A 14,659-nucleotide genomic window follows, 5' to 3' on the forward strand; every position below is an offset into this window, starting at 1 on the left:
GACGTGTTACGAAGCGGTGGTGCCACCGCCGGTGTTGCTCTCGCCGCAGTAGTTGCTGAGGATGCGGCGCAGCATGCTTTTCAGGAAACCGACCTCCTCGGGCGTGAAGCCGTCGAGCAGGCGGTCCAGCACGCTGATGAAGATCTCCGGCATCCGTTCCGCGAGTTCGCGGCCCTCGTCGGTCAGTTCGAGGCGCACCACGCGCCGGTCCTCGTGGCTGCGCACGCGCGACAGCAGCCCGCGCTTCTCGACGCGGTCGAGCAGGCGCGTCACGGCGCTCGCGTCGATCGCATATTCGCGCGCCAGCTCGGCCGCCGTCGAGCATTTGCCGACCGCGAGCATGAACAGCATGCTGGCCTGGGTGCCGGTGATCCCCAGTTCCGTCTGGGTGCGCTGCGTGACGAGGTTCGTCATCAGCGAGCGCACGCGTGAGAGCAGGTAGCCGACGCTGTCGTTGATCGGATACGCGGACACGGACGGGCCGGCCGGCGAGGGCGTGGAAGGATCCGGCATATTCTCTGATTCTGCAATAGTTGACTAGGCAGCAGTATAGGCGCGATTGCTTGCCGCGACAAATATGATCGACGGGCGCGACGGCGGCAATCGGGAGCGATACCGAGACCCGGTCGCGGGGCTTGCGGCGCGGGGCGCGAAGCCGGCCGGCAAGCGCAGGAAAGCGGCCGGCGAGGCCGCAAAGACGGCGAGAAAAGGGTGGGGCCGGAGCATGTCGACTTGGCGTTCGCGCGACACTCGGTGTGCGGTGCAGCGAAGCGGTCCGCCCGCGACATCCTGGCATGCTATAATCGTAGGCTTTCCAGGACATGCAATTCAGTCAAGCAGCGCGCGTGAGGGGTAATCAGCCACGCGCGTTTTTGCGTGTCCGATCATCAGGTTTCGATTTCAGGTTTCTATGACCCGCGCCCTTCGCAACATCGCCATCATCGCCCACGTCGACCACGGCAAGACTACGCTCGTGGACCAACTGCTGCGCCAGTCCGGCACCTTCCGCGAGAACCAGCAGATGGTCGAGCGCGTGATGGACTCGAACGACATCGAAAAAGAGCGCGGGATCACCATCCTCGCGAAGAACTGCGCGGTTGAATACGAAGGCACCCACATCAACATCGTCGATACGCCGGGGCACGCCGACTTCGGTGGCGAGGTCGAGCGCGTGCTGTCGATGGTCGACTCGGTGCTGCTGCTGGTCGACGCGGTCGAAGGCCCGATGCCGCAAACGCGCTTCGTCACGAAGAAGGCGCTCGCGCTCGGCCTGAAGCCGATCGTCGTGGTCAACAAGATCGATCGCCCGGGCGCGCGTATCGACTGGGTGATCAACCAGACCTTCGACCTGTTCGACAAGCTCGGCGCGACCGAGGAACAGCTCGACTTCCCGATCGTCTACGCGTCGGGTCTGAACGGCTACGCCTCGCTCGACGCGGAAGCGCGCGACGGCGACATGCGCCCGCTGTTCGAGGCGATCCTCAAGCACGTGCCGGTCCGCCCGGCCGATCCGGACGCGCCGCTGCAGCTGCAGATCACCTCGCTCGACTATTCGACCTACGTCGGCCGGATCGGCGTCGGCCGCATCACGCGCGGCCGCATCAAGCCGGGCCAGCCGGTGGTGATGCGCTTCGGTCCGGAAGGCGACGTGCTGAGCCGCAAGATCAACCAGGTGCTGTCGTTCAAGGGTCTCGAGCGCGTGCAGGTGGAGTCGGCCGAAGCGGGCGACATCGTGCTGATCAACGGTATCGAGGATGTCGGCATCGGCGCGACGATCTGCGCCGTCGACACGCCCGAGGCGCTGCCGATGATCACCGTCGACGAGCCGACGCTGACGATGAACTTCCTCGTCAACTCGTCGCCGCTGGCGGGCCGTGAAGGCAAGTTCGTGACGAGCCGCCAGATCCGCGACCGCCTGATGAAGGAACTGAACCACAACGTGGCGCTGCGCGTGCGCGACACCGGCGACGAAACCGTGTTCGAGGTGTCGGGCCGCGGCGAACTGCACCTGACGATCCTGGTCGAGAACATGCGCCGCGAAGGCTACGAGCTGGCCGTGTCGCGTCCGCGCGTGGTGATGCAGGAAATCGACGGCGAGAAGCACGAGCCCTACGAGCTGCTGACGGTGGACGTCGAGGACGAGCACCAGGGCGGCGTGATGGAAGAACTGGGCCGCCGCAAGGGCGAAATGCTCGACATGGCCTCGGACGGCCGCGGCCGCACGCGTCTCGAGTACAAGATCTCGGCGCGGGGCCTGATCGGCTTCCAGAGCGAGTTCCTGACGCTCACGCGCGGTACGGGCCTGATGAGCCACATCTTCGATTCGTACTCGCCGGTGAAGGACGGTTCGGTCGGCGAGCGCCGCAACGGCGTGCTGATCTCGCAGGACGACGGCGCGGCCGTCGCCTACGCGCTCTGGAAGCTGCAGGATCGCGGCCGCATGTTCGTGAAGCCGGGCGACGCACTGTACGAAGGCATGATCATCGGCATCCACAGCCGCGACAACGACCTGGTCGTGAACCCGATCAAGGGCAAGCAGCTGACCAACGTGCGCGCCTCGGGCACCGACGAAGCCGTGCGCCTCGTGCCGCCGATCCAGATGTCGCTCGAGTATGCGGTCGAATTCATCGATGACGACGAGCTCGTCGAAGTGACGCCGCAGTCGATCCGCCTGCGCAAGCGCCACTTGAAGGAACATGAGCGCCGCCGCGCGAGCCGCGAAGCCGAGTGATCGGCGGGCGCCGCTGCCGCGACGCGTCATGCCAGCCGCCTTCGGGCGGCTTTTTTTGCTTCTGGCGGTATGGTTTTGAGTAAAACACTGTTGCGTGGGCCGGGGAAATCGAGGCTTTTTGCCGCGAAAACCGGGGTAGACCGGCTTCCGGGGTGCGACATTGTGACCTTCAGTGGTGCGTATTGTGATATGCTGCGCGCACGCAAGTTTTAGGTCCTTCCAAGCAAGACTTGATTCGCGCAATCCGCTAAACGGTCAGGCCGTGTCGCGGAAGGTTGAGTAACCCGCTATTTCTCGAGAAGCTCGAAGAAAGGTGAGCGTAAAATGTCAGATGTAATGAAGCAGTTCCAGCTGAACTCCTATCTGTTCGGCGGCAATGCTTCGTATGTAGAAGAACTGTACGAAGCCTACCTGGACAATCCGGCATCGGTGCCGGACAACTGGCGCGAGTATTTCGACGCGCTGCAGAATGTGCCGGCGACGGACGGTTCGAATGCGAACGATGTCGCCCACAATCCGATCGTCGAATCGTTCGCCCAGCGCGCGAAGGCCAACGCCTTCATTCCGCGTGAAAGCAGCGGCGGCAATCTCGCCACCGCCCGCAAGCAGGTTCACGTCCAGTCCCTGATCAGCGCGTATCGCTTCCTCGGCTCGCAATGGGCCAATCTCGATCCCCTGAAGCGCCGCGAGCGTCCCGCGATCCCCGAACTCGAACCCGCGTTCTACGACTTCTCCGAAGCCGACCTCGACCAGACGTTCAGCGCGAGCAACCTGTATTTCGGTTTCGAGCAGGCTTCGCTGCGTGACATCGTCAAGTCGTTGCGCGACACGTACTGCGGCACGATCGGCGTCGAGTACATGTACATCGGCGATCCGGAGCAGAAGCGCTGGTGGCAGGAGCGTCTCGAATCGACGCGCGCCACGCCGAACTTCAGCGCGGACAAGAAGAAGCACGTGCTGAACCGCCTGACGGCCGCCGAAGGCCTCGAACGCTACCTGCACACCAAGTACGTCGGCCAGAAGCGCTTCTCGCTCGAAGGCGGCGAGAGCTTCATCGCGGCGATGGACGAAGTGGTCCAGCACTCGGGCTCGAAGGGCGTGCAGGAGATCGTGATCGGCATGGCCCACCGCGGCCGCCTGAACGTGCTCGTGAACACGCTCGGCAAGATGCCGGCGGACCTGTTCGCCGAATTCGAAGGCAAGCACGTCGACGACCTGCCGGCCGGCGACGTCAAGTATCACAAGGGTTTCTCGTCGGACATCGCGACCGAAGGCGGTCCGGTCCACCTGTCGCTGGCATTCAACCCGTCGCACCTGGAAATCGTCAACCCGGTGGTCGAGGGCTCGGCGAAGGCACGGATGGACCGTCGCGGCGACGCGGACGGCCTGCAGGTGCTGCCGGTGCAGATCCACGGCGACGCGGCCTTCGCGGGCCAGGGCGTCGTGATGGAAACGCTGAACCTCGCGCAGACGCGCGGCTACGGCACGCACGGCACGCTGCACGTCGTCATCAACAACCAGATCGGTTTCACGACGTCGGACCCGCGCGATGCGCGCTCGACGCTGTACTGCACCGACGTGGTCAAGATGATCGAGGCGCCGGTGCTGCACGTGAACGGCGACGATCCGGAAGCGGTGGTGCTCGCGGTGCAGATCGCGATCGACTATCGCATGCAGTTCCACAAGGATGTCGTGATCGACATCGTCTGCTTCCGCAAGCTGGGCCACAACGAGCAGGACACGCCGGCCGTCACGCAGCCGCTGATGTACAAGAAGATCGCGCAGCACCCGGGCACCCGTGCGCTGTACGCCGAGAAGCTGGTGCAGCAGGGCGTGATCACCGCCGAGCAGGGCGACGAGTTCGTCAAGGCCTACCGCAAGGCGATGGACGACGGCCACCACACGGTCGATCCGGTGCTCTCGAACTACAAGAGCAAGTACGCGGTCGACTGGGTGCCGTTCCTGAACCGCAAGTGGACCGATGCGGCCGACACGGCCGTGCCGCTCGCCGAACTGAAGCGCATCGGCGAACGCATCACGACGGTGCCGGAGAACTTCAAGGTCCACCCGCTCGTCGAGCGCGTGATCAACGACCGCCGCAAGATGGCGCAGGGCGACCAGCCGCTGGACTGGGGCATGGGCGAGCACCTCGCGTTCGCCTCGCTGGTCTCGTCCGGCTACGCCGTGCGCCTGACCGGTCAGGATTCGGGCCGCGGCACGTTCACGCACCGCCACGCGGTGCTGCACGACCAGAATCGCGAGCGTTGGAACGACGGCACCTACGTGCCGCTGCAGAACGTCTCGGAAGGCCAGGCGAACTTCACGGTGATCGACTCGGTGCTGTCGGAAGAAGCGGTGCTCGGCTTCGAGTACGGCTACTCGACCGCCGAACCGAACACGCTGGTGCTGTGGGAAGCGCAGTTCGGCGACTTCGTGAACGGCGCGCAGGTCGTGATCGACCAGTTCATCTCGTCGGGCGAAGTGAAGTGGGGCCGCGTCTCGGGCCTGACGATGCTGCTGCCGCACGGCTATGAAGGCCAGGGTCCGGAGCACTCGTCGACGCGTATCGAGCGCTTCCTGCAGATGTGCGCGGACCACAACATGCAGGTGGTCCAGCCGACCACGCCGGCGCAGATCTTCCACCTGCTGCGTCGCCAGATGATCCGCCTGTTCCGCAAGCCGCTGATCGTGGCGACGCCGAAGTCGCTGCTGCGCCACAAGGAAGCCGTGTCGGACCTGTCGGAACTGGCGAAGGGCTCGTTCCAGCCGGTGATCGGCGAGGTCGACGAGACGATCGACGCGAAGAAGGTCAAGCGCGTGATCGCCTGCTCGGGCCGCGTCTATTACGACATCGTCGCGCACCGCCGCGAAGCGAAGGCGCACGACGTCGCGATCGTCCGGATCGAGCAGCTCTATCCGTTCGCGCACAAGCAGTTCGAAGCGGAAATGAAGAAGTACGACAACGCGACTGAAGTGGTCTGGGTGCAGGACGAGCCGCAGAATCAGGGCCCGTGGTTCTACATCGAACACCACCTGAAGGAAGGCATGAAGGAAGGGCAGAAGCTCGCGTACAGCGGCCGCCCGGCTTCGGCTTCGCCGGCGGTCGGTTATTACGCGAAGCACTACGAGCAGCAGAAGGCCCTGATCGAAGGGGCATTCGGCCGCCTGAAGAGCGCGTCGATCGCAAAATAATCGGACGTCACGGCCCGGTGCGCGCGGCAAGCGCGCCCGGGCCGTCGTTGCACGCGCAACGCAGGCGCGCGCCCGTCCGCAGGATCCCGACATTACCCAGATCAAGCATCCAGGAATCAAGTCATGGCTATCGTTGAAGTCAAAGTCCCCCAGCTTTCCGAATCGGTGTCGGAAGCGACCATGCTGCAGTGGAAGAAGAAGCCCGGTGAAGCCGTCGCGCAGGACGAAATCCTGATCGAACTCGAAACCGACAAGGTCGTGCTCGAAGTGCCGGCGCCGGCCGCCGGCGTGCTGTCGCAAGTGCTGCAGAACGACGGCGACACCGTCGTGGCCGATCAGGTGATCGCCACCATCGACACCGAAGCGAAGGCAGGTGCCGTCGCCGCGGCCGCCGGCGAAGCCGAAGTGCAACCGGCCCCGGCGCCCGTCGCCGCGGCGCCGGCACCGGCCGCGCAGCCGGCTGCCGCCGCGGGTTCGAGCAACGCCGCCTCGCCGGCCGCCTCGAAGCTGCTGGCCGAGAAGGGCGTGGACGCGAACCAGGTCGCCGGCACGGGCCGCGACGGCCGCATCACCAAGGGCGACGCGCTGGCCGCGAACGCCGCGCCGGCCAAGGCCGCTGCCGCCCCGGCCGCCGCCGCGCCGAAGAAGGCCGCGCTGCCGGACGTGAAGGTGCCGGCCTCGGCCTCCAACTGGCTGAACGACCGTCCGGAGCAGCGCGTGCCGATGTCGCGCCTGCGCGCGCGGATCGCCGAGCGTCTGCTCGAATCGCAGCAGACCAACGCGATCCTGACGACGTTCAACGAAGTGAACATGCAGCCGGTCATGGACCTGCGCACGAAGTACAAGGACAAGTTCGAGAAGGAACACGGCGTGAAGCTCGGCTTCATGTCGTTCTTCGTCAAGGCGGCGGTCCACGCGCTGAAGAAGTTCCCGCTCGTGAACGCGTCGATCGACGGCAACGACATCGTCTACCACGGCTACTTCGACATCGGTATCGCGGTCGGTTCGCCGCGCGGCCTGGTGGTGCCGATCCTGCGCAACGCCGACCAGCTGAGCCTGGCCGACATCGAGAAGAAGATCGCCGAGTTCGGCCAGAAGGCCAAGGACGGCAAGCTGTCGATCGAGGAAATGACGGGCGGTACGTTCTCGATCTCGAACGGCGGCGTGTTCGGCTCGATGCTGTCGACCCCGATCATCAACCCGCCGCAGTCGGCGATCCTCGGCGTTCACGCGACCAAGGAGCGCCCGGTGGTCGAGAACGGCCAGATCGTGATCCGTCCGATCAACTACCTCGCGCTGTCGTATGACCACCGGATCATCGACGGCCGCGAAGCGGTGCTGTCGCTGGTCGCGATGAAGGATGCGCTGGAAGATCCGGCACGCCTGCTGCTCGACCTGTAAGCCTGCGTTGCTCCCGTATTGAATCGCCCCGGGCGCGCGGCACACGCATTGCGTGTGGCCGCGTGCCGGGCAACAGAGAAGGATAGTCATGTCCAAGGAATTTGACGTCGTCGTGATCGGCGCCGGCCCCGGCGGCTATGTGGCCGCGATTCGCGCAGCCCAGCTCGGCAACACGGTTGCCGTGGTCGAGAAGTGGAAGAACCCGGCCGGCGCGCTGAAGCTCGGCGGCACTTGCCTGAACGTCGGCTGCATCCCGTCGAAGGCGCTGCTCGCTTCGTCGGAAGAGTTCGAAAAGGCGTCGCATCACCTGGCCGACCACGGCATTTCGGTCGGCGACGTGAAGATGGATAACGCGAAGATGCTGGCCCGCAAGGACGCCATCGTCGAGAAGATGACGGGCGGGATCGAGTTCCTGCTCAAGAAGAACAAGATCACCTGGCTCAAGGGCCATGGCAAGTTCACCGGCAAGACCGATGCCGGCGTGCAGATCGAAGTCAGCGGCGAAGGCGAGACGGAAGTGGTCACGGCGAAGAACGTGATCATCGCGACGGGCTCGAAGGCGCGCCACCTGCCGAACGTGCCGGTCGACAACAAGATCGTCGCCGACAACGAAGGCGCGCTGAACTTCGATACGGTGCCGAACAAGCTCGCCGTGATCGGCGCGGGCGTGATCGGCCTCGAACTCGGCTCGGTGTGGCGCCGCCTCGGCGCCGACGTGACGGTGCTCGAAGCGATGCCGGCGTTCCTCGCCGCCGCCGACGAGGCGATCGCCAAGGAAGCCGCGAAGCTGTTCAAGAAGCAGGGCCTCGACATCAACCTCGGCGTGACGATCGGCGAAGTGAAGGCGAGCGACGCCGGCGTGTCGATCGCTTACACCGACAAGGACGGCAACGCCAAGACGCTCGAGGCGGACCGCCTGATCGTGTCGGTCGGCCGCGTGCCGAACACCGACAACCTCGGCCTCGAGGCGATCGGCCTGAAGGCCAACGAGCGCGGCTTCATCGACGTGGACGACCACTGCCGCACGGCGCTGCCGAACGTCTACGCGATCGGCGACGTGGTGCGCGGCCCGATGCTCGCGCACAAGGCGGAAGACGAAGGCGTGCTGGTGGCCGAAGTGATCGACGGCCAGAAGCCGCACATCGACTACAACTGCATTCCGTGGGTGATCTACACCTCGCCGGAAATCGCCTGGGTCGGCAAGACCGAGCAGGCGCTGAAGGCCGAAGGCCGCGAGATCAAGACCGGCAAGTTCCCGTTCTCGATCAACGGCCGCGCGCTCGGCATGAATGCGCCGGACGGCTTCGTGAAGATGATCGCCGACGCCAAGACCGACGAAGTGCTGGGCGTCCACATCATCTCGGCGAACGCGTCGGACCTGATCGCCGAGGCGGTGGTCGCGATGGAATTCAAGGCGGCGTCGGAAGACATCGCCCGCATCTGCCACGCGCACCCGTCGCTGTCGGAAGTCATGCGCGAAGCCGCGCTCGCGACCGACAAGCGTTCGATCAACAGCTGATCGACGCGGCCCCGAGGGCCGCCTGGGCGCCGCGCCGGTTCGCCGGCCGGCGTCGCCGTTTGATGCCGAAGGCGGGCGGGAATTTTCCGCTCGCCTTTGTTTTTTTCCGGTTTGGATGATGAACGTCACCGAATACTACGAGCGCGAACTGGGCTCGCGCGGCTACCAGGCCGATACCGCGCAGCGCACCGCGATCACGCGACTGCAGCAGTGCTTCGACGAATGGGTCGCCTACAAGGCGCGGCGCTCGAACGCGTTCAAGAAGCTCGTCATCCGGCCGGAACTGCCGAAGGGCGTCTACATGTGGGGCGGCGTCGGCCGCGGCAAGAGCTTCCTGATGGACAGCTTCTTCGCGGTGGTGCCGGTGCAGCGCAAGACGCGGCTGCATTTCCACGAATTCATGCGCGAGGTGCATCGCGAACTCGAGGAGCTGAAAGGGCAGGCCGATCCGCTCGACGAACTCGCGCGCCGCATCGCCAGGCGCTACCGGCTGATCTGCTTCGACGAATTCCACGTGTCGGACATCGCCGACGCGATGATCCTCTACCGGCTGCTCGACCGGCTGTTCACCAACGGCGTGCAGTTCGTGATGACCTCGAACTACGATCCGGACCTGCTCTATCCGGACGGCCTGCACCGCGACCGCATGCTGCCCGCGATCGCGCTGATCAAGCAGAAGCTCGACGTGATGAACGTCGACGCCGGCGTCGACTACCGCCAGCGCACGCTGACGCAGGTGAAGATGTATCACACGCCGCTCGGCGCCGAGGCCGACCGCGAGCTGCGCAGCGCGTTCGCGAAGCTCGCGGCGGTGCCCGACGAGAGCCCGATCCTGCACATCGAGAAGCGCGAGCTGAAGGCGCTGCGCAAGGCCGACGGCGTGGTCTGGTTCGATTTCGCCACGCTGTGCGGCGGCCCGCGCTCGCAGAACGATTATCTCGAGCTGGCCTCGCGCTTCCACGCGATCGTGCTGTCCGGGGTGCCGCAGATGTCGCCGCGGATGGCCTCCGAGGCGCGCCGCTTCACCTGGCTGATCGACGTGCTGTACGACCACAAGGTGAAGCTGCTGATGTCGGCGGCGGTGCCGGCCGAGGATCTGTACGTGGAAGGGCCGATGGCCAACGAGTTCAGCCGGACCGTGTCGCGCATCGTCGAGATGCAGTCTCAGGAATACCTTGAGACACCGCGACGCATTGTCGATACCTCGCTGACCTGATTAATTCGCCGCGCTGCGGGCCGCGCTGCCCGGCGCGAGCGCGCGGGCGGGGCGAATCGCGCCCGCATCCCGCGCCTGCGGGATCGTACTATTTCGATTTTGCCGAGCGACTCCGCTTTACTCAAGCATTCTCGGAATCGTTCAATATCCAGCGCGAAAGCCGCCCGATATCGTGTGTCATGTTCCTGTAAATGGAGAGTCACATGACACCATATCGAGACATCACCGATGGCGAATGGCAGCGCGTTGCCAGCCTGCTGCCGGAATTGCGGCCACGCAAGGAGCTGCGCGGACGGCCGCTGGCCGATGCCCGCAGCGTGCTGAATGGCGTGTTGTGGGTCATTTTCAGCGGCGCGTCATGGTCGGCCATTCCGCGCCGCTATCCGGCGTATCAAACCTGCCATCGCCGCTTCATGATCTGGTACGAGTCGGGCACGCTGCGCGCCGTGCTCAATGAGCTGTTTGGCCCGGCCAGCGACGATCTCTACGAAACCATGACGATCCGCATGCGCAAGCATGTGCATTCCCATGCGGCGGAGCTGCGCCATGCGGTGCAGCCGAACCGGATCCGTCTGTCGCGTATCGATCCGGCCTTCACGCCGGAGCCGCACCTGCCGCCGCGTTCCGCGGCATGAAGCCGGACGCGGGCGGCGCCGCACCGCCCGCGCCCGCTTGCCTTGAGGGCTGTCCGGGGCCTCGCTTCGCGCCTTGTCTCTCGCTTTGCCCGCCTGCAGGCGCAGGCGGCACCGCCCTCCAGCGCAATACGCTTATTGCTGGCGGACCCAGGTCTGCGACCGGCCGAGCAGCGACACGCCGATATAGCCGCGCACGATCAGCTTCTGGCCGCCGTCCTCGAGCGTCATCTTGCAGCGGTACACCTTGCCGTTTTCCGGGTCGAGGATGTTGCCGCCATCCCAGTGATCGCCATCGGCCTTCATGGCCTTGATGATCGTCATGCCCTTGATCAGCTGATCCTTCCGCTCGTCGGTGCAGGCGGTGCAGCGGCGCTCGGGCGTATCGTTGTCGCCGAGGCCCTGCTTGACGACGCCCGACAGTTCGCCGTTGCCGTCCTGGGAAATCTGCACGAGCGCCTTCGGCTTGCCGGTGTGGTCGTCGATGGTCTGCCAGGTGCCGATCGGGCTGTCGGCCTGGGCGAAGGCGCTCAGCGCGGACATCAGCAAGGCACCGCCGACGGCGAGCCGGCGCAGGTGGGAATTGAAGCGGATCATTGTCTTCCTCCTTGAATGCATTGTCTTTTTGTGCGGATTCTGATGCGGATACCCGGGCCTCGCGAGGCGCCGGGAGCCGCTACCGAGAATACGTGAAAGCCGTCGTCGCGTTTGATAGAGGTGCCTCTAATCGAGGCGGCCGCCTGGCGCGCGGCGGCCTGCCGGGGTCAGTTCAACTGATAGGAGAACGACGCATTGACGCGCGGGCTGCGCGAGGCGCTTTCGATCGGCGCGTCGCCGACCGGCTTCGCGACCGAGACGTCGATGTTGTAGTGCTGGCCGTCCGACACGCGCACGCCGAGGCCGACCGACGAGAGCCGGTTCGGCAGCGGCGTGCCGGCATGCAGGTAGACGCGCGCCATGTCGTAGGCGATGTACGGCGTGATCGACTTAAGATAGGCGAAGCCGAGCGCGAACGAGCGGTTGATCTCGGCGGACATGCCCCAGCCCGAATCGCCCGAGGTTTCGCCGGGCTCGTAGCCGAGCGCGAAGCGCTGCGCGCCGAACGCGATCTGTTCGGTGGTGGGCAGCGAGACCGGGCTGAACTGGCCGGTCAGCTGCAGCGTCGTGCCGATCTTGAACGGCCACTGGTTGGTCTGCACGAGCGTCGCGCCGGTGCGCACGAAGGTGATCGAGGCCGGGTTGGTCTGCGTCGAGTTGGGGATGTTGGTGTCGGCCGACTTCGACGCGCCGAGGATGTCGAACGCCTTCGCGACGTTGAAGCTGACCTTGGTGACCGAGGTCGGCCGCACGTTGGTGAAATCCATCTGCGCCTGCAGCACGCGCACCTGCGAGCGCAGGCCGACGAACTGGCCGCCGATCTGGTTCTGGTACTGGTCCTCGCTGTGCGAGGCGTAGCCGGACACCGTCGCGAGCAGGCTGCGCTGGTTGTTCAGCAGGATCGGGTACGACGCGGAGACGCCGAGCTTGTCGTTGACCACGGTGCGCTTCACATAGGAGGGCAGGCCCGGGTTGTCGCTCGGGTTGCCGCGATAATGGCTCGCGTCGACGCGCGCCGTGAGGCCGTTGCTGCCGATCGGCACCGAGCCGCTCGCGGCCACGTAGGTCACGTTGTTCGGGCCTTTCGGCGCGAGCGCCGACAGGCTCAGCTGCTCGCCGAGCGAAGTCAGGCCGCTTTCGGTCACGGTGAACAGCCCCTGCACGCCGGGGTTGCTGGTGGCGATGCCGCTGCTCACGTTGATCGGCTTGCGCTTGACGTCGAGCGACAGCGTGGTCGCGCCGTCGGTGTTCTGCGGCGGCGGCACGTTGGCCTTCACGGTGATGCCGGGCAGCAGGCCGAAGGTATTCACGTAGCGCTCGAACGTGGCGCGCCGCAGCGGCCGGTCGGCGGTGATGTGCGCGGCCACCGCGCGCAGCTTCGATTCCATCGCGCCGGGGTTGCCGGTGATCTGCACGTCGGACACGAAGCCCTCGACCACCGTGATCCTGACCACGCCGTCCTCGAAGGTCTGCGCCGGCACGAACGCGAACGACAGCGCATAGCCCTCGTCCTGGTAGAGCTTGGTCACGCCATTCGCGGTTTCGATCAGTTGTCCTATCGTCACGTCCTTGCCCACGAGCGGCGTGAAGCGTGCCGACACTTCCTCGAACGGAATCGACTTGACGCCTTCGATGCGGATCGTGGCGGGGGTGAGATGGCGCGCGAGCAGTTGCTGCACCTGCTGCGCCTGCGGTTCGACCTGGACCGTGACGGTCGAGCGCTGGGGCGGGTTGACCGGCGGCAGCGATTCGAGCGGATTGCCGGCGGGGCGGGTCTGTGCCTGGGCGGGAACGGCGGCCGTGGCGGCGAGCGCGCACAGCAACGTCCAAACCTGTTTCTGGGTTCGCATTGTCGGTGAGTCCTCGTAGGCCTGCTGCTTTTAATTTTCGACTGCGAACGGACGGCATCGCGATCGATGCCGTCCGTCCCGTGCAACCTGTGATGACCGTCCGTGCCTCCCGCCGGCACGGACGTTGACCGCCATTACTTCCCGACGCTGCCCAGCGTGCCCAGCAGTCCGGTGACCGGTGCGAGCAGGCCCGTCGAGCTGCCGCCCGAGCTCGCCGTCGAGGTGACCGAGCTGACCAGCGAGGTGACGGGCGAGAGCAGCGAGCCCGCTCCCGAGCCGGACGTCGTACCGCCCGCGGCACCGCCGAGTGCGCCGGTGACAGTATTGAGCAAACCGGTGGCGGGCGCGAGCGGATTCGTCCCGCCTGTGCCGGTGGCGCCACTGGTGGCCGAACCGAGCGCGCCCGTGACGGTCGAGACGAGCCCCGTGACCGGCGCGAGCGGGCCGCTTGCGCCGCCCGTGGCGCCGCCGAGCGAGCCCGTCAGCGAACCGATCAGGCCGGTGAGCGGGTTGCTCGCGCCGCTGCCCGACGACGAACCGTTGGCGACCGTCACGGTCGAGCTGCCGACCAGGCTCGTGATCAGACCGGCCACCGGCTGCGCGCCGTTCGGACCGGACGCATCGACCAGGCCGCCCGCGTTGGTGACGGTGTTGCCGAGCGAGGTCACGAGCGTGCCCGCGTCGCCGACCAGCGGCTGCGACGAGGTGCTGCCGATCTGCGTGCCGGCCGAGGCGACCGCGCCGCCCAACTGCTGTAGCAGGCCCGAGACCGGTGCGCCAAGGCCGGTGGCCGAGCCGACCGTCTGGGTGGTCTGGCCGACCGTCGTGACGATCGGCGTGATGGCCGAGCTGAGCGGCTGCGTGACCGCCTGGACCTGGCTCGACGACAGCACGTTGCCGAGCGTCATGCCGCCGGCTTCCACGCCGTTGGCGGCGGTGTTCAGCAGCGTGCCGACCGGCGTGGTGATCGGCGCCAGCGCCGAGAGCTGGCCGGTGCCGAGCGAATTGACGGTCTGGCCGAGGCCCGCGACCGTGGTGCCGGCCGCGCTGACCACGCCGCCGAGCCCGGCGACGGTGGTGCCGACCGGATCGGATGTGGTGCCGGTCTGGCCGAGGCCGCTGCTGAGCGCGTTGGCGGCGGCGTTGACGACCGTGCCGACGCTCGACACGGTGCTGCCGAGGCCTTGCGTGACGCCGCTGCTGACGCCGGGGATCGTCACCGAGCCGACGGTGTTGCCGAGATCGGTGGCGGTCTGCCCGGCGGTGGTCAGCACGCCGGTGGTGCCGCTGCTCGACGACGAGGTGGTGGTGCCGCTGCTGCCGGTCGTTTGCGGCACGTTGCTGCCGCCGCTGGTGCCGGCCTGCGTCGTCATATCGCTGCCGCCGCAGGCGGCCAGCGCGGACAGGGTGGCCGCCGCCGCCACGGTCAGCGTGAGCCGCCACGCACGCAACGCCGGCGAGGATGACGGGGACGAGAGCGATTGAATCGGTTTCATGATGGGTCTCCTGACGCTATTTGGT

Annotated in this window: 10 protein-coding genes; 6 read left to right on the forward strand and 4 right to left on the reverse strand. The window is 66.2% G+C overall.

All coding sequences use genetic code 11. The annotated features are described in order from the left end of the window. Positions 1-6 precede the first annotated feature (6 nt). Positions 7-513: a MarR family winged helix-turn-helix transcriptional regulator gene (locus BpN12_RS22895; protein ID WP_246797708.1), complete on the reverse strand. Its 507-nt coding sequence runs from the start codon at positions 511-513 to the stop codon at positions 7-9. 397 nt (positions 514-910) lie between these two features. Here BpN12_RS22895 and typA point away from each other — a divergent pair, with 397 nt between their 5' ends. From typA to BpN12_RS22925, 6 genes are all read left to right on the forward strand, one after another. Next, on the forward strand, positions 911-2,731 hold the full coding sequence (gene typA, locus BpN12_RS22900; RefSeq protein WP_246797709.1) for a translational GTPase TypA: 1,821 nt from the start codon (positions 911-913) through the stop codon (positions 2,729-2,731). 324 nt (positions 2,732-3,055) lie between these two features. Next, positions 3,056-5,923 (forward strand): 2-oxoglutarate dehydrogenase E1 component, encoded by a 2,868-nt coding sequence (locus BpN12_RS22905; RefSeq protein WP_246797710.1) that lies wholly within the window; start codon positions 3,056-3,058, stop codon positions 5,921-5,923. 123 nt (positions 5,924-6,046) lie between these two features. Further along, positions 6,047-7,324: a 2-oxoglutarate dehydrogenase complex dihydrolipoyllysine-residue succinyltransferase gene (gene odhB / locus BpN12_RS22910; protein WP_246797711.1), complete on the forward strand. Its 1,278-nt coding sequence runs from the start codon at positions 6,047-6,049 to the stop codon at positions 7,322-7,324. Positions 7,325-7,412: 88 nt separating this feature from the next. Beyond that, a complete protein-coding gene (lpdA, locus tag BpN12_RS22915) occupies positions 7,413-8,843 on the forward strand; it encodes a dihydrolipoyl dehydrogenase (protein ID WP_246797712.1) in 1,431 nt (476 codons plus the stop codon). Positions 8,844-8,961: 118 nt separating this feature from the next. Further along, positions 8,962-10,059: a cell division protein ZapE gene (gene zapE / locus BpN12_RS22920; RefSeq protein ID WP_246797713.1), complete on the forward strand. Its 1,098-nt coding sequence runs from the start codon at positions 8,962-8,964 to the stop codon at positions 10,057-10,059. A gap of 203 nt (positions 10,060-10,262) precedes the next feature. Beyond that, a complete protein-coding gene (locus BpN12_RS22925) occupies positions 10,263-10,694 on the forward strand; it encodes a transposase (protein ID WP_246797714.1) in 432 nt (143 codons plus the stop codon). Between the two features lie 132 nt (positions 10,695-10,826). Here the strand turns inward: BpN12_RS22925 and BpN12_RS22930 are convergent, their stop codons facing one another. From BpN12_RS22930 to BpN12_RS22940, 3 genes are all read right to left on the reverse strand, one after another. Further along, positions 10,827-11,288, reverse strand: a complete 462-nt coding sequence (locus BpN12_RS22930; RefSeq protein ID WP_246797715.1) for a DUF2147 domain-containing protein — start codon at positions 11,286-11,288, stop codon at positions 10,827-10,829. Positions 11,289-11,455: 167 nt separating this feature from the next. Next, a complete protein-coding gene (locus BpN12_RS22935; protein ID WP_246797716.1) occupies positions 11,456-13,138 on the reverse strand; it encodes a ShlB/FhaC/HecB family hemolysin secretion/activation protein in 1,683 nt (560 codons plus the stop codon). Positions 13,139-13,272: 134 nt separating this feature from the next. Then, complete coding sequence (locus BpN12_RS22940; protein WP_246797717.1) at positions 13,273-14,634, reverse strand: collagen-like triple helix repeat-containing protein; 1,362 nt, start codon at positions 14,632-14,634, stop codon at positions 13,273-13,275. Positions 14,635-14,659: the final 25 nt, after the last annotated feature.

It is taken from the genome of Burkholderia perseverans (assembly GCF_022870505.1).
Taxonomy (GTDB): Bacteria; Pseudomonadota; Gammaproteobacteria; order Burkholderiales; family Burkholderiaceae; genus Burkholderia; species Burkholderia plantarii.